22 protein-coding genes are annotated in these 20,505 nt (G+C 59.6%); 7 read left to right on the forward strand and 15 right to left on the reverse strand.

Annotation, left to right across the window (positions count from 1 at the left end; translation table 11 throughout):
• Positions 1–48: 48 nt before the first annotated feature.
• Positions 49–1,191, reverse strand: a complete 1,143-nt coding sequence (uppD, locus tag ACQZ5N_RS01080; protein WP_448731842.1) for a polysaccharide biosynthesis type 4 glycosyltransferase UppD — start codon at positions 1,189–1,191, stop codon at positions 49–51.
• A 16-nt stretch (positions 1,192–1,207) separates the two neighbouring features.
• A complete protein-coding gene (gene uppC / locus ACQZ5N_RS01085) occupies positions 1,208–1,780 on the reverse strand; it encodes a polysaccharide export protein UppC (RefSeq protein WP_003521548.1) in 573 nt (190 codons plus the stop codon).
• 210 nt (positions 1,781–1,990) lie between these two features.
• Between uppC and uppB the strand changes: the two genes are divergently transcribed.
• Positions 1,991–4,258 (forward strand): polysaccharide biosynthesis protein UppB, encoded by a 2,268-nt coding sequence (gene uppB, locus ACQZ5N_RS01090; protein WP_448731843.1) that lies wholly within the window; start codon positions 1,991–1,993, stop codon positions 4,256–4,258.
• Positions 4,259–4,276: 18 nt separating this feature from the next.
• On the opposite strand, the gene uppA is transcribed toward uppB, so the two are convergent.
• Positions 4,277–5,503: a polysaccharide biosynthesis GNAT family N-acetyltransferase UppA gene (uppA, locus tag ACQZ5N_RS01095; protein ID WP_448731844.1), complete on the reverse strand. Its 1,227-nt coding sequence runs from the start codon at positions 5,501–5,503 to the stop codon at positions 4,277–4,279.
• A gap of 97 nt (positions 5,504–5,600) precedes the next feature.
• Positions 5,601–5,813, reverse strand: a complete 213-nt coding sequence (locus ACQZ5N_RS01100) for a DUF2842 domain-containing protein (RefSeq protein WP_020811154.1) — start codon at positions 5,811–5,813, stop codon at positions 5,601–5,603.
• 143 nt (positions 5,814–5,956) lie between these two features.
• Here ACQZ5N_RS01100 and ACQZ5N_RS01105 point away from each other — a divergent pair, with 143 nt between their 5' ends.
• Complete coding sequence (locus ACQZ5N_RS01105) at positions 5,957–7,060, forward strand: COX15/CtaA family protein (RefSeq protein WP_448732096.1); 1,104 nt, start codon at positions 5,957–5,959, stop codon at positions 7,058–7,060.
• Positions 7,061–7,066: 6 nt separating this feature from the next.
• Here ACQZ5N_RS01105 and ACQZ5N_RS01110 read toward each other — a convergent pair whose 3' ends face one another.
• From ACQZ5N_RS01110 to ACQZ5N_RS01135, 6 genes are all read right to left on the reverse strand, one after another.
• Positions 7,067–7,912, reverse strand: coding sequence for an aminoglycoside phosphotransferase family protein (locus tag ACQZ5N_RS01110; protein WP_448731845.1), 846 nt, complete (start codon positions 7,910–7,912; stop codon positions 7,067–7,069).
• A 10-nt stretch (positions 7,913–7,922) separates the two neighbouring features.
• Complete coding sequence (argC, locus tag ACQZ5N_RS01115) at positions 7,923–8,855, reverse strand: N-acetyl-gamma-glutamyl-phosphate reductase (protein WP_448731846.1); 933 nt, start codon at positions 8,853–8,855, stop codon at positions 7,923–7,925.
• A 70-nt stretch (positions 8,856–8,925) separates the two neighbouring features.
• Entirely contained in the window at positions 8,926–9,879 is a 954-nt protein-coding gene (speB, locus tag ACQZ5N_RS01120; RefSeq protein ID WP_448731847.1) for an agmatinase, read from the reverse strand.
• 131 nt (positions 9,880–10,010) lie between these two features.
• Positions 10,011–10,478, reverse strand: a complete 468-nt coding sequence (gene rpsI, locus ACQZ5N_RS01125) for a 30S ribosomal protein S9 (RefSeq protein WP_003521540.1) — start codon at positions 10,476–10,478, stop codon at positions 10,011–10,013.
• A gap of 2 nt (positions 10,479–10,480) precedes the next feature.
• The gene (rplM, locus tag ACQZ5N_RS01130; RefSeq protein WP_003502335.1) at positions 10,481–10,945 is read right to left on the reverse strand and encodes a 50S ribosomal protein L13; all 465 of its coding nucleotides are present in this window, start codon (positions 10,943–10,945) and stop codon (positions 10,481–10,483) included.
• Between the two features lie 253 nt (positions 10,946–11,198).
• Positions 11,199–12,035 carry an EamA family transporter gene (locus ACQZ5N_RS01135; protein ID WP_080856254.1) on the reverse strand — a complete coding sequence of 279 codons (837 nt, stop codon included), beginning with the start codon at positions 12,033–12,035 and terminating at the stop codon, positions 11,199–11,201.
• Positions 12,036–12,941: 906 nt separating this feature from the next.
• Here ACQZ5N_RS01135 and ACQZ5N_RS01140 point away from each other — a divergent pair.
• Together ACQZ5N_RS01140 and ACQZ5N_RS01145 are read left to right on the forward strand one after the other, a co-directional pair.
• Complete coding sequence (locus tag ACQZ5N_RS01140) at positions 12,942–13,376, forward strand: CoA-binding protein (protein WP_262535139.1); 435 nt, start codon at positions 12,942–12,944, stop codon at positions 13,374–13,376.
• A gap of 74 nt (positions 13,377–13,450) precedes the next feature.
• Positions 13,451–14,734 carry an O-acetylhomoserine aminocarboxypropyltransferase gene (locus tag ACQZ5N_RS01145; protein ID WP_448731848.1) on the forward strand — a complete coding sequence of 428 codons (1,284 nt, stop codon included), beginning with the start codon at positions 13,451–13,453 and terminating at the stop codon, positions 14,732–14,734.
• A gap of 152 nt (positions 14,735–14,886) precedes the next feature.
• Here ACQZ5N_RS01145 and ACQZ5N_RS01150 read toward each other — a convergent pair whose 3' ends face one another.
• Entirely contained in the window at positions 14,887–15,342 is a 456-nt protein-coding gene (locus tag ACQZ5N_RS01150; RefSeq protein ID WP_448731849.1) for a MarR family winged helix-turn-helix transcriptional regulator, read from the reverse strand.
• Positions 15,343–15,511: 169 nt separating this feature from the next.
• On the opposite strand from ACQZ5N_RS01150, the gene ACQZ5N_RS01155 reads away from it, so the two are divergent.
• The 3 genes from ACQZ5N_RS01155 (at position 15,512) to ACQZ5N_RS01165 (ending at position 17,086) form a co-directional block, all read left to right on the forward strand.
• Positions 15,512–15,976, forward strand: a complete 465-nt coding sequence (locus ACQZ5N_RS01155; protein WP_448731850.1) for a hypothetical protein — start codon at positions 15,512–15,514, stop codon at positions 15,974–15,976.
• 153 nt (positions 15,977–16,129) lie between these two features.
• On the forward strand, positions 16,130–16,630 hold the full coding sequence (locus tag ACQZ5N_RS01160; RefSeq protein WP_448731851.1) for a hypothetical protein: 501 nt from the start codon (positions 16,130–16,132) through the stop codon (positions 16,628–16,630).
• 114 nt (positions 16,631–16,744) lie between these two features.
• Positions 16,745–17,086, forward strand: coding sequence for a cupin domain-containing protein (locus ACQZ5N_RS01165; RefSeq protein ID WP_448731852.1), 342 nt, complete (start codon positions 16,745–16,747; stop codon positions 17,084–17,086).
• 7 nt (positions 17,087–17,093) lie between these two features.
• Here the strand turns inward: ACQZ5N_RS01165 and ACQZ5N_RS01170 are convergent, their stop codons facing one another.
• The 4 genes from ACQZ5N_RS01170 to ACQZ5N_RS01185 all read right to left on the reverse strand — a co-directional run bounded on the left by ACQZ5N_RS01170 (position 17,094) and on the right by ACQZ5N_RS01185 (position 20,377).
• A complete protein-coding gene (locus ACQZ5N_RS01170; RefSeq protein ID WP_059752628.1) occupies positions 17,094–17,480 on the reverse strand; it encodes a type II toxin-antitoxin system VapC family toxin in 387 nt (128 codons plus the stop codon).
• Positions 17,477–17,728, reverse strand: coding sequence for a hypothetical protein (locus ACQZ5N_RS01175; RefSeq protein ID WP_142779070.1), 252 nt, complete (start codon positions 17,726–17,728; stop codon positions 17,477–17,479). Before ACQZ5N_RS01175 ends, ACQZ5N_RS01170 begins: the two co-directional genes overlap by 4 nt.
• A 65-nt stretch (positions 17,729–17,793) precedes the next feature.
• The gene (locus tag ACQZ5N_RS01180) at positions 17,794–19,047 is read right to left on the reverse strand and encodes a cytochrome P450 (RefSeq protein WP_448731853.1); all 1,254 of its coding nucleotides are present in this window, start codon (positions 19,045–19,047) and stop codon (positions 17,794–17,796) included.
• Between the two features lie 82 nt (positions 19,048–19,129).
• A complete protein-coding gene (locus tag ACQZ5N_RS01185) occupies positions 19,130–20,377 on the reverse strand; it encodes a diguanylate cyclase (protein WP_448731854.1) in 1,248 nt (415 codons plus the stop codon).
• Positions 20,378–20,505 lie beyond the last annotated feature (128 nt).

A 20,505-nucleotide genomic window follows, 5' to 3' on the forward strand; every position in this document is an offset into this window, starting at 1 on the left:
CAGGACGGCCGGAATATACAATTAAAAATCGTGTTTTTGAAATGGCTATTAGGTCGATAACAGGTCGCGATAGAGTTTCATCATCTCATCCGCCATGACCGGGGTTGAAAATTTCGCCTTGAAGCTGTCCGGGCGAGGCATGATCCGCTGCGCCCAGCCGGCATCCTCGGCATCCTTGACCATGATCCGCGCCAGCGCATCGGCGTCGCCAGCCGGTACGAGCGCCTCGCTGTCTTCTCCAAGGACTTCGGGAATGCCGCCGACATGCGAGGCAATGACCGTTTTTCCCGCCGCAAGCGCTTCGAGCACGATATAGGGCATGGCTTCGGCGCGCGACGGCACCACCACTGTCGTTGCCAATTCGAAGGCCTGCCTGGCGGGCATTGCCGCATGCATAGAAATCCGTCGGGAAAGCCCAGCCTTGTCGATCATCGCCGCATATTTGTCCCTGTCCGGTCCGTCGCCGACGATCACACCGGTCATCGGCTGGCCGATGCTGCGTTCCATTTTTGCAAATGCCCTGATGAAGACATCCGGTCCCTTGAGGTCGCGCAACATGCCGATATAGAGAAAACGGGCCGCATCTTCGCGGGCGGGTACGGTTTCGAACTCGCTTTCCTGCACGCCGTTATAGATCATCGCGGTTCGAGTGCGCGGCCTGCCAACCTTGGCCTCGTAAGTCGCCTGCTCGAAATTGCAGACGAAACAGAGCGCATCGGTGAAATGCTCCTGAAACCGCTCCAGCCGCAGGAAAAGCTGCCCCTTGAGGCTGTTTCTGGCGTAATGCAGGCTGCCGCCATGCGGTGAATAGAGGCGGGCTACGCGATACCTGTTTGCCCGCAGGAGTGAGCCGATCAGCCGGGCAAGAGCGCCACCCTTGGCGCTGTGCCCGTGCAGAATGTCCGGCCGCAAACTTTTGATGTGCTTGTAGGATTTCCACAGCGCCATGAGGTCGCCGGGGCTGATGGACCGCCGGATGGGCAGGCGGGTGAGGCCAAGCTCCAGCATCGGCGTGATCTGTGCGAAAAGCCGTTCCTCATGCGCGCCGCCGGTGGAGCTGTCGCAGACGATGCCGACCTTGTGGCCCTGTTTCACATGTTCTTCGATGAGGTCGCGCACATGGCGGAAGACACCGCCCACCGGGGAGCGGAAGCAGTGAATGATGCGCAGGGGAGGGCCGTCATCCGACACGTTCGCCACTCCGTTTTCAGAAGAAGCGTTCACGCACATAGACGGTATCGCCGGCCAGAATGGGCGCGGTGATCCCGATCCGGCCGGTCATCACCTCGGCATTGATCTTGCGGGTGATGTCGACATCGGCCTGATTGGCGCGCGGGGTGAAGCCGCCGGCAATAGCGATGGCGTTTTGCACGGTCATGCCCGGCACATAGGAATATTGGCCGGGACGGCCGACTTCGCCCATGATGAAGACCGGGCGATAACGGTCGATCTCGATCGTCACGTCCGGATCGCGAAGATAACCCTGGCGCAGTTTGGCGGCGATGGCGGCTTCGAGCTGCGGCAGGGTCTTGCCGCGTGCCGGAACCTGGCCGACGAGCGGGAAGGCGACATAGCCGGCCTGATCGACCGTATAGGTATTGGTCAGCCCGGTCTGCTCGAACACGTTGATGCGCAGCCTGTCGCCGCTATCGACATGATAGGGTTGCAGGGCGGCCTCGTTGAAGGACCTCGGAGCGGGTTGATATGCCGCGCAGCCGGAAAGGGCCGTCAGAACGGCGAGCGTCAGTGCGGTGACATGTCGTGATCCGGCGAGCGGCATCTCATCTGGCTCCGAGTCGAACTTTGATCATTCTTATCGTTCTGTTAGGGTTAATGTGCGGTAAACGAGCAGCGCGAGCGGTGGTAATATCGGCTTTATTTCGTCGGATTCGCCGGGATTAACTGTTGTGTTACCGGCAAGACTTAAACTTCGCGAAAATTGACCATCTATATTTGAGCGCCCGAGGTTTGTCTCGGTTACGGAGCCCGCATGAACGGCGATCGCATTGACGACAGGGATGTGGATATCGATCTTGCGCAGCTTGTCGCGGCCATATGGCAGCGCAAGGGCCGGATCGCGGCGATCACGCTTCTGGCCGGGGGCGCCGCCTTCGTGATCTCAAGCATGATGTCGCCCGCCTACAAGGGCGAGGCGCGCGTGCTGATCGAATCCCGCGCGGCCTCCTTCGGCGCCTCGCAGCAGTCCAATGCGCCGGCCGAACCCGTGCTCGATGAATTGACCGTTTCCAGCCAGGTGCAGATCCTGCAATCGGTCGACCTCATCAAGCAGGTCGCCAAAGACATGAAGCTCTACGAGCTGGATGAGTTCGATCCGGAGGCCCATCCTTCGCTCATCTCGCAGCTCCTGGTCGCCGTCGGCGTCAAGAAGGACCCGCTTCAGGTACTGCCCGAAGAGCGGGTGCTGAAGGCCTTCCGGGAAAAGCTGCAGGTCTATCAGGTCGAAAGCTCGCGCGTCATCACGGTCGAATTTTCCTCGCAGGACCCCAAGCTTGCCGCCGCCATCCCCAATGAGATGATGAAGGCCTATATCGCCCTGCAAAGCGGCGCGAAGCTGGATACAAGCACGGAAGCGGCGCGCTGGCTGGAGCCGGAAATCGCCAATCTGCGCGAAAAGGTGCGCGAGGCCGACAGGAAGGTCGCGGATTACCGCGCCTCCTCCGATCTTCTCTCGGCGGGGCAGGGCGAAACGCTCGCCACCCGCCAGCTCGGCGATATCTCCACCGAACTCGGCCGTATCCGCGGAGAGCGCGCCAATGCGGAGGCGCGGGCGGAAGGCGTGCGCAGCGCGCTTGCAAGCGGCCGCCCGCTCGATACTTTTCCCGATGTCGTCGGTTCCCCGACGATCCAGAGGCTGAAGGAAAACGAAACGACGATCCGCAGCCAGATTTCCGATCTCTCGTCCTCGCTGCTGGAAGGCCATCCGCGTATCCGCGCGCTGCGCAACCAGCTCGACGGCATACAGCGGCAGATTCAGGAAGAGACCCGCAAGGTGCTGGCAAGTCTCGAAAACGAGGCCAATGTTTCGCGCCTGCGGGAACGGCAACTGGTCCAGCAGCTAAACATGCTGAAATCGGAAAGCGTGCGTGCGGGCGAACAGCAGGTCGGTCTCAACGATCTGGAGCGGGAAGCCTCGGCGCAAAGGCAGCTTCTGGAAACCTATCTTGCCCGTTACCGCGAAGCGACGTCGCGCGCCGGCTCGGTGGATTCCACGCCGGCCGATGCACGCGTCATCTCAACGGCGGTGGAGCCGCGCGAACCCTATTTCCCGAAGACCGGCGCCATCACCATCGTCGTGACGCTGGCGGCGTTTCTGCTGTCCTGCATCGTCGTCATGCTGGTGGAGCTTTTCACCGGCCGGGCTTTGAAACCGATGGGCAGGAATCAGGTTCCGCCGCTCTCCGATCCGCCTTCTCCTTCGCGTGCTCCAGCCGATCCGGACAAGACTACGGACGTGCCGGAACAGCCTGTAGCCGCGCGCCATGAAACCACGCAGCCTGCTGCGCGGGCCATGCCGGTCGCGGCATACCAGCCCGTTGCCGAAGAGGAAGAACGGCATGTACCGGCCGTCGCTGCTGCTGCTATGCCGGCCTTGCCGGTGGAGGATGTCGCGGCTGCGAAAGAGGAGGCAGTGGAAGAGGAAGTCGACACCGATGACGATTTCTCCATCGACGCCGTTGCAGGTTTCCTCGCCACCCGCCTTGCCAAACCGGTCGCCGCAATCGTGTCTCCGGCCGGCGATAGCGGCTCGACCACGTCCGTCATGCTGGCGCGCGCTTTGTCCGAAATGGGCCGTTCGGTCGTTCTCGTCGACATGACGGCGTCAGCCTGTCCGACGCGGTTGATGGCGCCGGAAGCCGGGCTTCCCGGTGTCATGGACCTTCTGGCGGGCGCGGCCGCCTTCGGTGAAACCATTCACGGCGACCGCCTGTCCGACGCCCATATCGTGCCGCGCGGCAATGCGCAGCCGCGTGAGGCCATGCGCGCGATAGACCGTCTGACGATGATCCTCGGCGCACTCTCCGACGCTTATGATACCGTCCTCGTCGAATGCGGCGCGGTGCAGATTTCGAGCCTCGGGAAAATGCTGCGCAACCTGCCGGCGGAAATCATCGTCTCGGTTCCCGGCAAGGATAGCGAATTGTTGGAAAAGACGCTCGGTGAACTGGTTGCTGAGGGCTATGAACAGGCATTGCCGATGACCGGCATGCGCAAGCCGGACCATCTGAGCGCGGCCTGAGGTGCGGCAAAACCCTGCTCAGTCGATGGCGGTGTCCATCTTCGAGCGTCCGGCGCGAAAACGCTGAATGAGCGCATAAAGCGCCGGATTGGATTTGATCAGGCTCTTCGTCCGGGCGATGGCGACATAGGCCGAGGCCGCAACACGACCCTTCAACGTCACCGGCAGGAATATATCGTGCTGCACGGTGAAAAGCGGGCACCAGCTGCGTTTGTAGAGCTGGTCGCCGACGCCGAAATCGAAGATCGCCGCCTTTTCGCGACATGCCCTTTCGATCATCAGCCAGAACAGCAATTCACCGGGGCTGAGTTCCGAAACGGATTCATCGATCGAACCGAACTGGCAGATGATGTGATCCTGCTTGCGAGAAAGGCCGGCTATCGCGGCGATGACGCCCTCGTTTTCGCCATGCAGGCGAATGGCATGCAGCTCCAGCAGACTATCCGTGCCCGTCTCGGGAAAATTGGCCAGATCGTAGAAGAAATCCCGCACCGATTGATCCCGAAACACATCCGGAATGCCCTGCGAGGCGAAACGGGCAGCCTTCTGGCGGAAAAATGCCTGCAACAATTCGCATTTTTCCTGTGGCGACCGTGCGATCACATGGCTGTAACCGCCCATTTCCTCGGCCCTTCGGCTCTGGATGCGGAATTTCTTCCGTCGCCTCTTGGCATTGACCTGCCGAAGGGTGGCCTCGAAACTTTCGAACAGGGGAAGCTGGAAGGCCGGATTCTGGTTTTCGACGGAAGCCAGATGCGAGAGGGGATTGGTCCTGTCGCGCCACGTCAGCGGTATGTTCTGCAAGGCCAGAATATCGGCTCGGCCATGCAGCAGCTTCCGCGCTTCGCGGGCAATCGCCGCTGCGATTTCCTGTCCGGCCTGTTCGGCAAAGGAGGGGTCGAAAAGCCCCGTATTGATATTGTTGAAACGGCCGCCGGGAAAACGCGCTTTGCGGATGCCGCCTTCCAGTACGATTTCGAGCGGCAGCAGAAAGATCGTCTTGCCGCCCTGCCGGCCGCGAAGCGTCAGGAGCGCGCTATTCTGCGTCTGCGCCCAGATGGAGCACCAGCCGAAACCCTGATGCAGTGAATTGAGCGGGTCGTTTTCCAGCCGCTCCCAGTCGGCACGGATGGTGGAGGCGTCATCGACCAGATCGATCAACAGACGATCAGCACCCCGCCGCTCGTTTTGCACGGCGGTCGGCGCTTGCTCATCACTGATAAAGACCGGCCCCTCAGCCGCCATCCACTCTCTCCGGTTGCTTCGGTCGGACTATATCGCTGAGCGGCAAACAATCGGTTTATAAAATTGCGACCTCAGGGTGTCATGCAGTGGTCGGCGCTTAACCCTGCTTTTTGGGTCCGGCCATCCATTTGATGATCAGCATCGCCGGCAGAACCCACAGGATTCCGGTCAGGACGAAATAAGCGAGATGCACCCACCAGGGCGATTGCGCCAGCGCCGCCGATGCGATGGCCGTCGCCACCACGGCGTAAACGACGACGAGGCAGATGATGACGATGGTGCCGATAAGCGATCTGAGGCGAGGGTGCATGAAGTCTTCCGTCATTGAGTATCTGCGCGGGACTATAGCGCCGCGACCGCATGCCGCAAACCCTGAGGCCTTGTTTTGTGGTGCCGGTTGGGGCTAATCAACATGACTGTATGATGGAGACCTGAAAGATGCGTTCGAGCGGCATGACGATGGCAAATGGTTCTGCGGAAATGGTGGTGGAGGCTGCCCTGCAGAAACAGGAAAAGGACCGCCGCCTGCTGCGCATCTGGCTGCGCGTCGTGCTCTTCACGCTCTTCTGTCTGGTCCTCGTCGGCGGCGCCACGCGGCTTACCGAATCCGGCCTGTCGATTACCGAATGGAAGCCGATCCACGGCGCCATTCCGCCGCTTTCCGTTGCGGAATGGGAAGAGGAGTTCCAGCTTTACAAGCGCATTCCCCAATATCAGGAAATCAACAAGGGCATGTCGCTCAACGAGTTCAAGACGATTTTCTGGTGGGAATGGGCGCATCGCCTGCTTGCCCGCACCATCGGCGTCATCTTTGCTTTGCCGCTCGCCTTCTTCTGGCTCACCGGCCGCGTCGAAAAGCGCCTGCGCCTGCCACTGGTAGGTCTTCTGGCGCTTGGCGGCTTTCAGGGCTTCATCGGCTGGTGGATGGTATCCTCAGGCCTCGTCAACCGCACGGATGTCTCGCAATATCGTCTTGCCACGCATCTGACCATCGCCTGCCTCATCTTTGCGGGCTGCATGTGGATTTTGCGCGGACTGTCGCATCATTCCCCCGAGGCCGCCGACGAAAAGACGGGCAGGGGTTTTGCCGCGCTGCTGACGGTGCTCTGTCTCTTCCAGATTTATCTCGGCGCATTGGTGGCGGGGCTGAATGCCGGCCTTTCCTATAATACCTGGCCGCTGATGGATGGCTCGCTGGTGCCGGGCGATCTCTTCCTGCAACAGCCCTGGTGGATCAACCTCTTCGAGAATCCCAAGACGGTGCAATTCGTCCACCGCCTCGGCGCCTATACGCTGTTTGCCGCCACGCTGTGGCATATGGTGTCGATGGCGCGCGCCTTGCCCGGCACACCACACGCTCGCCGCGCGGTGCTGTTCTTCGTGCTCGTCTCCATTCAGGCGGCGCTCGGCATCACCACGCTTTTGATGCATGTGGATATTCACGTCGCGCTCGCCCATCAGGGCATGGCGCTGATCGTGCTCGGTTTCGCCGTCGCCCACTGGCGCGGTTTCATCGGCGAATATCCGGCGCCCGTTGCGGTCGAAGTCAGGGACTGAAGCGGTTTAGAACTGCCCAAGCACCGTTTTGATGGTGGCCGCGACGGCGAGTTCGTTGTCGCGTTCCTCCGCATTGCCGTCCTCTTCATGCCACGCGGCAGAAAGGCAGCCATAGGCAAAGGCATATTGCAGCAACAGCCGTTCGTCCCGTTGCAGCGCCTTCGCAAAGATCGCCGCCATGGAGGCGATGCGCGCCTCGCTGCGGGTGAGATCGAAACGGTCAAGCGGATTGGAGAACATGTTGGCGACATCGAGCGCCGCATCGCCGATCAGGCCGGCCGGATCGATGATGATCCAGCCGCGTTCACTGCGCATGATATTCTCATGATGCAGATCGCCGTGCAGCGGCTTCACATCCCGCTGCCGGTCGATCAGTGCCTGCGCCAGCGTGGCCGCCTCGATATAGGGGCTGTCCACGCCGTCGGTACGGTCCTGTTCGGCCTTGCGGAACAGGCTCTCGAAATAGAGCGGCAGCGTCAGCAGGCTTGAAGGCGGCGACTGCGGCGATGGCTGATGATATTTGAGCAGGACATCGGCGGCGATTTCCGTGGTGGCGTCGTCGTTGCCGTCGCGAAACAGCACGTCGCGCAGGGTTTCCGTGCCGGCATGTTCCATCAGCAGAATATCGTCGGAGCGGTCGAGCAGCTCCACGCAGCCGACGCCGGCGCGCCATTTAATGAAATCCGCGCCGCGAAGACTGTCTTTCAGTACTTTCTTTTTCAGAACCTTGGCGACGGCAAGGGAGCCGTCGCCGCGCGTAAGCTCGTAAACCACCCCGGCCGGCGTATCGGCAATAGGCTTCGCGGCCTCGATATTCCACGAGGCCGGAAAAGAGGGTGGGGCAATCTTCATGAGAAAAGTCTCATGCGGAGAGCATCAGCTCCATGTTCTGCACAGCAGCACCGGATGCGCCCTTACCGAGATTGTCGAGCAGCGCGACGAGGTTGATGTGTTCGCCGCCCGGCGTACCGAAGACGAAGAGCTTCATCGTGTCCTTGCCCGCCAATTCCTCGGCGTCGATGCGCGCGAGCCCCTTGCTTTCGGCAAGCGGCACCACATTGACGATGTCCTGTCCCGCATAGTGGGCGGTCAGCGCCGCATGGATCGCTTCGACGGTCGCGCCTTCCTTGAGGTCGGCGGCAAACAGCGGCACCTGCACGATCATGCCCTGCGGGAAACGACCGACGGAAGGCGAAAACAGCGGTGCGCGGTCGAGCTGGCCATGAATGGTCATTTCCGGCACATGCTTGTGCTTGAGCGTCAGGCCATAAAGGAAATTATTGGCGCTGATCGCGTCATCGCGGCTCTGGTCTTCCATCTGGGCGATCATCTGCTTGCCGCCGCCGGTGTAGCCGGAAACCGCATTGACGCTGACCGGATAACCGTCCGGCAATAAGCCTGCGGCGCGCAGCGGGCGCAGAAGCGCGATCGCGCCGGTCGGGTAGCAGCCCGGATTGGCGACGAGACGGGCGGAACGAACCTTCTCGCCCTGTTCCTTATTCATTTCGGCAAAGCCATAGGCCCAGTCCTGATGGACGCGATAGGCGGTCGAGGTATCGATGATACGGACATTGTTATTGCCGGCCACCATCGAGACCGCTTCCCGGGAAGCATCGTCCGGCAGGCAGAGGATCGAAATGTCGGCATTGTTGAGCATATCCTCGCGCATCGCGGCATTGCGGCGCTCGGCCTCGGGTATGGACAGCAGCTCGATATCGCGGCGACCGGCAAGGCGCGTGCGGATCTGCAGACCCGTGGTGCCGTGTTCGCCATCGATGAAGATCTTCGCTGTCATGTCCTTGTCCTGACTTTTCAAAGGGTTGCGAGGGTAATCGGAATCAGTTTTCTAAGTTGTGGCCGTGTTGTCAGCCGGCCTTGGCCAGCCGTTCGGCACGCAGGCCAAGCATATACATTGCAACGGTGGCTCCGGCAATGGCGGTAATGTCGGCATGGTCATATGCGGGCGCGACCTCCACCACGTCCGAGCCGCGAATATCGAGCTGGCCAAGCCCGCGCAGAACGGAGAGAATTTTAGCACTGGTCGGCCCGCCGGCCACCGGCGTGCCCGTTCCTGGCGCGAAGGCGGGATCGAGGCAATCGATATCGAAGGTCAGATAGGTGGGCATGCCGGCCGTGTGCTTGACGATGAGCGAGGCGATGTCGCCCGCCCGCATTTCCTCAACTTCGTAACCGTGGAGAATGCGAATGCCGAAATCGTCAGGCGCGTGGGTGCGGATGCCGATCTGGATGGAGCGGTCGGGGTCGATCAGGCCATCGCGCACGGCGCGCGCCACGAAGGAGCCGTGGTCGATGCGCTTGCCGTCGTCGAACCAGGTGTCCTGATGCGCATCGAACTGCACCAGCGCCAGCGGCCCATGCTTGGCCACATGCGCCTTCAAAAGCGGCCAGGTAATGAAGTGATCGCCGCCGAGCGTCAGCAGGTAATCCGTCTTGGAAATGATCCGGCGCGCTTCCTTTTCGATCGTATCAGGCGTTTTCCAGTGGTTGCCATAGTCCAGCAGACAGTCGCCATAGTCGATGGTCGGCATATGGGCGAAGAGATCACGCGCGAAAGGATATTGCGGATCGTTGTCGAAGATCGCCGAGGCGCGGCGGATCGCCTGCGGCCCGAAACGGGCGCCCGGCCGGTTGGAGGTGGCCGCATCGAAGGGAATACCCCAGATGGCCGTGGATACGCCCTTGAGGCTCTTGGTATATTTGCGCCGCATGAAGGAGAGCACACCCGCATGGGTCGGATCGGTGGCGGCCGATGTCAGCGTCGTTGCGGTGAAGGCATGGTCGATGGTTTTTGACGGCATTGGTCACCCCATTGCGATTTGCGCAGAGGTTGCTGTCTTCCTGCTGAAAAAACAAGGGAGGAAACCATGAAAAAAAGGCGGAGCCGAAGCCCCGCCTTTCGAAGTTCTGAACGAACCGTTCTGAGAAGCGATTAGCGCTTCGAGAACTGGAACGAACGGCGGGCCTTGGCCTTACCGTACTTCTTACGCTCGACAACGCGGCTGTCGCGGGTCAGGAAGCCACCCTTCTTCAGAACGGAGCGCAGGCCCGGTTCGAAGTAGGTGAGGGCCTTGGACAGACCGTGACGAACGGCACCGGCCTGACCGGACAGACCACCACCTGCAACGGTGGCGATGATGTCGAACTGACCCGTGCGGGCAGCGGCGACGATCGGCTGCTGAAGGATCATCTGCAGAACCGGACGTGCGAAATACGTGGTGAAATCGCGGCCGTTGATAATGATCTTGCCAGAACCGGCCTTGACCCATACGCGGGCTACGGCGTTCTTGCGCTTGCCGGTCGCGTAGGAGCGGCCGAGGGTGTCAACCTTGCGGACATGCACGGGAGCCGAAGCTTCCGATGCCGGGGCGAGGTCTTTCAGAGAGGAAAGATCGGCCATTATCAGGCGCTCCTTACGTTCTTCTTGTTAAGCGCGGCCACGTCGAGAACGGTGGGCTGCTGTGCTTCGTGCGGATGGTTCGAGCCGGCGTAAACGCGCAGGTTCTTCATCTGGCGACGGCCGAGCGGGCCGCGCGGGATCATGCGCTCGATGGCCTTTTCAACGACGCGCTCCGGGAAGCGGCCTTCGATGATCTGGCGAGCCGTACGCTCCTTGATGCCACCCGGGTGACCGGTGTGCCAGTAGTACTTCTTGTCGGAGTACTTGTTGCCGGTGAAGGCAACCTTTTCCGCGTTGATGACGATGACGTTGTCGCCATCATCAACGTGGGGGGTGTAGGTAGCCTTGTGCTTGCCGCGCAGGCGGGTTGCAACGATGGTGGCGAGGCGACCAACAACGAGGCCTTCGGCGTCGATGATGACCCACTTCTTCTCCACCTCAGCAGGCTTCTGAACGAAAGTAGACATGGATTTCACTTTCTAACGTGGACCCGTCATCCTCTTTTAAATAAGAGCATACGGGCGTTTCTTGTTGCTTGGTTTGGTTGCCGTCAAAGGCAACCGCAAATGACCCTATTCCGGCTGGAATCCGATCTGGCGCGCTTATACGGTGCGCGAGCGAAAGCGTCAATATGACGGATTCTGGAGGTCGTAAAAATAATATAGTAAAAACAATGGCTTGATAATGGGGTATTATTTTACCTCATCGAGGAACCCTGTTTTACCCCAGTCGCATCACGAGAACGCCCGCTGCAATGATGCCTCCGGCAAGATAACGCCAGATGCTGGCGCGTTCTTTCAGGATCACAACGGAGATCACCAGCGCAAAGAGAATGGAGGTTTCCCGGAGTGCCGCGACGACGGCGACGGGTGCCTTGGTCATGGCGTAGAGCGCCAGCCCATAGGAGAGAATGGAGCCGCCGCCGCCGATCAGGCCGCGCCACCAGTTGCGCCGGACATGGTCCGCGACCGGGCCCACACCGCGCTGGTAGAAGGCGAAGCCGAAAAGCAGCACGGGCGGCAGAAGCGACATCCACAGTGTATAGGAGATGGCGTTGCCGGAAAGCCTTGCGCCGACACCGTCGACGAAGGTGTAGGATGCGATCACGAAGGCGTTGAGCAGGGCGACCATGATCGCCTTTCCGCCACCGCGCCGCGCCTCGAAAGCGAGCGTTAGGATGCCGCCGGAGATGACGGCGATGCCGGCAAGGGCCAGCGGGCTTAAAATCTCGCTGAGGAACAGGCTGCTCGTCGCCGCGACGATCAGGGGCGCCACGCCGCGCATGACGGGATAAACAAGACCGATGTCGCCGATCGTATAGGCGGCGGCGACAAGCCGGAAATAGGCGAATTGCAGAACGGCCGAAGCGATCAGGAAAGGAATGGCGACCGGCGCGGGAAATGGCAGGAAAGGCAGAAACGGCAGCGAACAGGCCGCCGCGCCCGCCGCGATCAGCGAGGCGTCCAGCGATTTGTCGGATCCGGCCTTGACCAGCGCATTCCATCCGGCATGCAGCATCGCGCCCAGGAGCACCAGAAGAAGAATGTCAAATGTCACAATAGAGACTCGCTCGCGGGCTACTTTGGGCAACCTACAGCATCGGCTTGAAAACCGGAATCGATTTTCAGTACGGGCAGCAAGCCTTTCCCGATTGTTCGAGCACGCGTTTTGCGCTCGGGAAACCGCCCGCAAACGGCCTATGATCGCAGCGGATACTGCAACGCGCGTAAAATTTATGCTTTGTGCATGTCATGGCGCCGGGGAATGATTTTGCGCTGAGGCGATATGACGTTCTGCTCATGATTTCATCCGTCAGATGGAGGCATGAGCGTCCGACGCACAGCTTATGGTTTCGCCTCACGGCGAATTTTCGCTAAAAATACTACCAAATTTGTCAAATATTAGCGCCCAGTGCGCCATGGCGCTTCGGGCGCAAGGTGTATCAATCTGGCGAAGGCGTGCATGAAAAGAAATTTCATGTCTTTCACGAATGGGCAACTGTAACGTTGTAGATTTGTATATAGATTGATTTACAGAATAACTTTATGAAAATTAGAAATCTCTAATTTTCCTGTGAACGGAATGAAAACAAACAGGAGACGAAGAGCGCATGAATTGCACGCTAATGTTGTTTTGGCCCTTATTTGCGGCAATTCGCGTCATTTTGAAAACTGGACAAAAATAGTCAGTACAACCGGCATTCCGGCGTTTGGTGAAATCATTTTGCGTGGGCGAAAACGTGCCACTGCGCGACGGGATTGTCTGCGTAGCGGCAATTTTTCAGCCGGGCAGGGGTTCAAGACAGCGAAGAACCTTCCTAGATGGAAGGGCGGACGCAACCGGTAGCGTCAGGAATGTGTCGGTGGAATTATGCAGGAGACGCTATGCTCGCGGCGCTTTCGAATGGCACAGCTGTATTGGTATTCTTCAAACCATGCGACGCTCCAGAAGGGATAAGTTGACATGCAGCATGATAGTTACGAGCCCGACTACCTCAGAAAAATTCTGACCGATGTCAAAACCATCGCCCTGCTCGGTGCTTCGCCCAACCCGGACAGGCCGAGCCACGGCGTGATGCGCTTCCTGCTGTCCAGGGGTTATCGTGTGTTTCCGGTCAATCCTGGCCAGGCAGGCAAGGAGATATTGGGGCAGAAGGTCTATGCCAGACTCGCCGATATTCCCGAGCGGGTGGACATGATCGACGTTTTCCGGGCGCCGGAATATTTGTCGGCAATCGTAGAGGAGGCGATATTGCTGCCGGAGCGGCCATCGGTAATCTGGGGCCAGCTTTCCGTTCGCGATGACAATGCCGCCGCCAAGGCGGAAGCCTACGGTATGGAAGTCGTGATGGATCGTTGTCCTGCAATTGAGTATCCGCGTCTCAATATTGTGCGATAGTTGGTACGGATCGGACTTATCATTTGGCGGCAAGGCATTATGATCCCTCCGAAATTCCAATTGGAGGAAACATCATGCCGAGCAGCAATCCCGGGTTTTCGACGCTGGCCGTTCATGCGGGCGCGCAACCCGATCCGACCACCGGCGCGCGTGCCACACCCATTTATCAGACCACGGCCTATGCTTTCCGCGACGCCGATCACGCCGCCGCCCTGTTCGGACTGAAAGAGTTCGGCAATATCTACACCCGCATCATGAACCCCACCCAGGCGGTTCTGGAAGAGCGCGTGGCAGCACTTGAGGGTGGCACGGCCGCGCTTGCCGTCGCATCCGGCCATGCCGCGCAATTGCTGGTGTTCCATACGCTGCTGCAATCCGGCGACAATTTCGTCGCCGCCCGCCAGCTCTATGGCGGCTCGATCAACCAGTTCGGCCATGCCTTCAAGGGCTTCGACTGGCAGGTCCGTTGGGCCGACGCCACCGATCCCGCCAGCTTCGAGGCGCAGATCGATGAGCGCACCCGTGCCGTCTTCATCGAAAGCCTTGCCAATCCGGGCGGTACTTTCGTGGATATCGCCGCAATCGCCGAGGTCGCCCACCGGCATGGCCTGCCGCTGATCGTCGACAATACCATGGCAAGCCCCTATCTGCTGCGGCCGCTGGAACATGGCGCGGATATCGTGCTGCATTCGCTGACGAAATTCCTCGGAGGCCACGGCAACTCCATGGGCGGCATCATCGTTGACGGCGGAACCTTCGACTGGTCCGCGACGGACCGATATCCGGCGCTGTCACAGCCCCGGCCGGAATATTCCGGCGTCGTGCTGCACCAGACCTTCGGCAATTTCGCCTTCGCCATCGCCTGCCGTGTGCTGGGCTTGCGTGACCTCGGCCCGGCGATCTCGCCCTTCAATGCCTTCCTCATCCTGACCGGCATCGAGACGCTGCCGCTGCGCGTTCAGCGCCATTCCGACAATGCGCTCGCCGTCGCGAAATGGCTGAAGGCGCATCCCAAGGTCGGCTGGGTGCATTATGCGGGGCTGGAAGACAGCGACAACCACGCTATCCAGCAGCATTATTCGCCAAAGGGGGCGGGCTCCGTCTTCACCTTCGGCGTCAAGGGCGGTTATGCGGCCGGCAAGGCGCTGGTGGAGGGGCTGCAGCTCTTCTCCCATCTCGCCAATATCGGCGACACGCGCTCTCTCGTCATCCACCCGGCCTCCACCACCCATGCGCAGCTGACACCGGAACAGCAGACGTCCGCCGGCGCCGGCCCGGATGTGGTTCGCCTGTCGGTCGGCATCGAGGACGTCAAGGACATCATCGCCGATCTCGAACAATCGCTCGCCAAGGTCTGATGTGGTGGCTCACGCGAGTTTGGTGCCCGCGTGACACCCAAGCATATTTTAGTGTGATTGAGCGGCCGCCGGAAAACCATGGAAACAGGGTGCTTTCGGCGGCAGCGGATTTGCGTGTTGCGGCGAGGTGCACTCGCTCGGCTGCATTCAGCTTATTTCTTCTGCAAAGTGCCAATGAAGTCCTTCGAAATGGCACATGATTTTTCCATGAAGCCAATGATGAGCTGCAATTGCTCTTCATCATATTCCCCATAGAGCGCCTCCATCTTTTCCTGAAGGGGCGCATACATCTGAAACAATTCCCGCATTTTTTCGGGATGAGGCGCCGCCAGCACGCGCCGACGATCCTCAGGGTCGGGCAAACGTCTTATGAAGCCGGCCTTCTCCAGCCGGTCGAGTAGCGCCGTCACCGCTCCGGTCGTCAGGCCGGTCGATCTCGCAAGTTCACCCGCACTTGCCTGGCCCTGCATCTGAAGGATGTCCAGACACTCCAGATCGGTGGTGTTCATCCGAGCTTTTGCCGCGATGGATTGGCTGATGAGCAATGATTGCGCGCTGGCCTGGCGAAGTACGTCGGTCAACCGGCGATCCAGGATATCTCTTGACATTTGAATATCTCAATAATTAAGAAATGATAGTTATCAAGATAATCGGCCGGATGTGATTTCGCCAGCGTTAAATGTGCCGCTTACGCCTGGGAGCGTCGAAAAGTGGAAAATGCGTGCTGGCCGAACATGCTCTCGCAGGCGTCAGGGCGTTTTCTGGAAGAGGTGAGAGATGTTCGATCCGCTAGTTTTCTACGCGATTGTCGTCGCCGCTGTTCTTGGGAGCGTCGGGCTGGGTGGCGGCATCTACGAGACGCTTCTTGTCGATAAGGTGTGGCCTTCGCAGCCGATGCTGATCCAGCCTGAACGGGGCGGGATCGACCGAAAGCTTTTCTGGGGTCCCGCTCACGGGCTGTTTGAGGTGGCCTTGCTCCTCGCTGTCTGGCTGACATGGGCTCATCCTGCAATTCGCGTCTGGATATGGTCCGCACTCGCCGCGCATCTTGTCGCGCGGATCTGGTCCTTTGCATATTTCATCCCAATGGCGCTTCGGTTTGAGACGGGATTGGCCGGTGACGCAACGGCCGCTTCCAATGCTGCGGCCAGATGGGTCCGATTGAGCCGCTGGCGACTTCCCATCGAGTTTCTTGCGGTGATCCTCCTGTTCATCGCGCTCGCGAAATCAGCGGGAAACTGAGGTCTTACGCTGCCAGTTTCCACCGGTCTGTGGAGAAAACCTCGGTGCCAGGTTGAACGGTGCGCTGCTTCCCTTCATCCGCGACCATCTTACTCAAAGCGCCGAATCCGCCTAGAACAGGCCCCTGCAGTCCCATCGCGAAAGATACGCCATATGAAAATGCTCCGTATTGTCACCCTTCTCCTTACAATCGGGGTCGCGGGTACGGCTGATATACCGGTCGTAGCTTCGGTTTCGCCGGCAAAAGCAGAGGCGGAATATTTCCCGACGCAGCAGGATTTTGTCGGAAAATGGAAGCTCACCGGCGCGACCAGCCGCCCGCCGCGCGACATGAAGACTGAGCCCACCGCCCAGCAGGAAGCGGATGCGACACTCTTCCAGGAGACGGTGACGACATTTTATTCCGCGTTTGATTATCTGGAGATCACGGCGGACGGTCGTTACAATTTCCATCAACCCGGCGATCCCTCAGGTTCATGCGTCTGGTGCGGCACCTGGTCCTTTGACAAGAGTTCGCTGTGGCTGAAGCTGGATACCGCGCCCCGGCTCGATATTTACGCGAAGGATGGCGATATACAGATGACGTACACCGCCGAACCCGACAAGAAATCGAAATACACCTGGCTGGTTTTCGGCTGGACGAAGATGGAGTAGGCGTCTCGTTTCCTCAGCGGCAACGCCCAACCGGCACACCCAAGACTATTTGACGAAGCGCTCACAATTGAGCAAAGCTATATGGCCAACCATATTTGATGGACAGGGGACGTCATGACGAATTTTCTGTCCTTCGATGATGTCGCAGAGCTGGAATACGGTGCGCCAGCGCCGGAAAGACTGATTTCCGGCGATCCCAAATTCACCACATGGAATCTCGAAGAAGCGCCCGGCGGCATCTATGCCGGCATCTGGCAGTCCACGCCCGGCAAATGGCGGGTGGTCTATGACGAGTGGGAATATTTCAACATTCTCGAAGGCCACTCCATCCTGACCGAAGACGGCGGTGCGCCGCGCGATCTGAGGCCGGGCGACCGCGTTATCCTGCGTCCGGGCTTTACGGGCACCTGGGAGGTGGTGGAAACGACACGCAAGGATTATGTCATCCGGCTCTGATGGCGCGCTACCAGCGTGTCATGACGCCGAGCGATGGAATTTTCTCGTCGATAGATATCAATGCCATGTTTTCCAAAATAGATTGAGCCGCAAGAATTCGATCGAACGGATCGCGGTGTTCGCCCGGCAGCATGGCGCTTCGAACCATATGAGCGCTGTTGATGGGAAGTTCGAGAAAGCCCTCCTGTTCAATCACACCCGCAAAATCGGGAAGTATGAGCGACGCACCGGGCAAACGACCTCGTGCAAATTTCGTGGCAATTTCCCATGCTGAAGCCGCGCTCACATAGAGGTCATTATTGGGGTCGCTGATGATTTCGCGCGCATCCGGCGAAAGCCGGTCATGGTCATTCAGCCACCAAAGCAGTGCATGGGTATCCAGTAGATATTTCATTCGGTCGCGAACTCTTTAAGTTCGTCTTCCGTCAGCGGTTCGAAGAACTCAGGCCCTACCACGAGCACGCCCTTAAAACGGCCCGGAACGCGTCGGCGTTTTTCGTGTGGAACAGAGCCCGATTTACTCTCCGAAAGACCCACCGCATCCAATTGACGCGATAGTCTCTCAAGATGCGCCTCCAGTTCGGTAAAAACGACCGGAGGGGGCGGCGTCATATCCGTTTTTTTCTTCGACTTGGTTGCCAAGGCATTTGCCTCATCACTATTGGACGAAAATACCATAGCGCATCGGGGATGATAAAAAAACTACTTCACCACGCCAGATCGAGCCGCTCCAGACCATGGAAATGATAGACATCCTTGATCCTCGGCCGCTCGGCGATCTTCAGGCCCGGCAGGCGTTTGAAAAGCAGCGGCAGGGCAAGATTGAGCTCCAGCCTCGCCAGCGGCGCGCCGATGCAGAAATGGATGCCGGCGCCGAAGGAGACGTTGGCGCCCTCGTTGCGGTCCGGCCGGAAGGTTAGCGGATCGGAAAATTTTGCCGGATCGAGATTGGCGGCGGCGAGGATGAGGCTGACCTTGTCGCCGCGCTTGAACGCGATGCCGTCGATTTCGACGGGTTCCAGAACCCAGCGCTGGAAAATATGAACCGGCGCGCAGATGCGCAGGGTTTCTTCCACCGTCCGTTCCGTGGCGGCATCGTCGTTAAACAGCGTCTCGGGGGAGATGCCGCTTTCCAGAATGATGCGCACGGAATTGCCGATCTGGTGCACGGTCGCCTCGTGCCCGGCATTCAGCAGCACGATGGTGGTGGAGACGAGCTCGTCGTCGGTCAGATACTGGCCCTTATGTTCCGTGTGGATCATGTGGCTCAGCAGATCGTCCTTCGGCTCCGCTCGCCGCTCCGCGATCACGCTGCGCACATAGTCTGAAAATTCATGCGCGGCCCTGTCGGCCAGCAGCTCGTCTTCCGGCGTGCGCTTGAACATATACATGCCGACATAGGCATGCGACCATTTCAGAAGCTGCGGCCCCATTTCCTCGGGAATGCCGATCATGCGGGCGATCATCGTCACCGGGATGATGTCGGCATAGGAAGAGAGCAGTTCCGTCTCGCCATTTGCTTCGAAGGCGTCGATCAGACGGTTGGAGAGTTCCTCGATTTCCGGCTTCATCTTGTCGACATGCCGCGACACGAAGGCGCGGTTGATGAGCGTGCGCAGCCGCGTATGCTCCGGCGGCTCGAGCTCCAGAAGCGAATGCTGCTCGGCGGCATCGAAATGCTTCACATGTTCGAGCGGCTCCGCCAGGCCGATCTCTTCGCGGCTTGCCACATGCAGGATCTGCCGTCCGAAGCGGCGGTCGCGCAAAAGCGCGCTCACATGGTCGTATCCGGTGAAAAACCATTGCCGCTGTTCTTCCCAGTAGAAGGTGGGACATTCAGCGTGCAGGGCCGCATAGACCGGGTTCGGATCGTTGTAGAAAGCCGGGTCGCGGGCATCAAGGGAAACGCGGCGGGTGGCGGGATCGATTTTGAGAAAGGGAAATGTCGCTGTCATGCCCATGGTCTATTCCGCGCGCGGCGCTTTGGGAAGGGAGGGAAATCCCCTCCGGATATTCTATGTCTGTCACTGGGTGGTTGCATCGTCATCGGCTGGCGATGGCGGATATCCGGTTCAGCGCCGCGACCTGGCGGTCGGCATTGTTATCCATCGGATTTTCGTCGCGGTCCGAGGCGGGCACGACGACATTGGCCGAATTGACGTGGATGACGGTCCGGTTGCGCCCGGCCTTTTTGGCGGCATAGAGCGCGCGGTCGGCTTCCGTCATCATCGTATTGAGATCGGCATCCTTGATCATGGCTTCGGATATGCCGACGCTGGTGGTCACCTCGATGGCTTCACCGCGCGAACTGATCTTCGAAAGGCGCAGATTGCTGCGGATGGCTTCCGCAAGCGTCGCCGTGCTGGAAGGGCTTTCCACTTCGGCAACCAGCGCGAATTCCTCGCCTCCCATCCTGACGAAAAGGCCGCGATCGCCGATTGCGCGCTGCGCGATATGACAGAAATGAACGAGTACCGCATCGCCGGACTGGTGGCCGTATCTGTCGTTGATCTTCTTGAAATGATCGATATCGAACAGCACCAGCGCCACGTAACGGCTGGAGGCCGGCGACCTTTTCTTGATACGCTCGAACTCCTCCAGCAGACCGCGACGGTTGAGAACGCCGGTCAGATGATCGGTCATGGCCAGCCGGTGGAGACGAATCTCCGTGTCTTCCATGATGATCTTGGCGCTGATCATGATGATGGCCGTGAAGCCGAGCATGCCGGAAAAGGCAAGCGCGGATGTCAGCGGAATGGCGTTGGGGGCCGCGGCATTGGCCGGGATGACGATGGATGCGACGAACGCCCCGGCAAAAGCCTGCAGGACCAGGATCGCGGCCAGAACCCGGCGGCTGCGTGAGGCGCGCGCCTTGCTGGCCAGAAGGACGCCGGCGAGCATGAAATAACCGGTGGCCGCACTGGCATGATAAAGCAGGATGCGGGCCACCATGTTTTCACGCACGGGCGGCAGGAACATTCCGGCGATCCACAGCAGAGCCGGAATGGCGACCCAGCCGCCGATTTTCCGCTGTTCGAAGCACAGCAGGCCCGCAAGCCAGAAACCGAAGGCGGAAAGTGCCAGCGTATTGCCGACCTGGATGGACAGAAAACTGGAAATATCCCCGCGAAGCGCCACCATTATCGTGCCGATGCCCGTGGTGAGGAAACCGGCCGCGAAATAGAGATTATGCCGGCGGGAAGGGCGGTGCAGCCACAGCGTTCCCAAAAGCACGGCAAGGGTGAGCGTCTCCGCCGCCCACAGTAGCGTGCTCGTCTTTGCATCCAGCATTGCAAAATCCTATCTGCGCCATCATGCGGTAAAAGCGGGCTCTCTCGCACGAGGTGCGTTATGCCCGCTGGAATTGTTGAGCTGCCATTTCGCCCGGATGGGCCCATTCCCCAACGGGAACCGGAAAT

Source organism: Agrobacterium sp. 22-221-1, assembly GCF_053522445.1.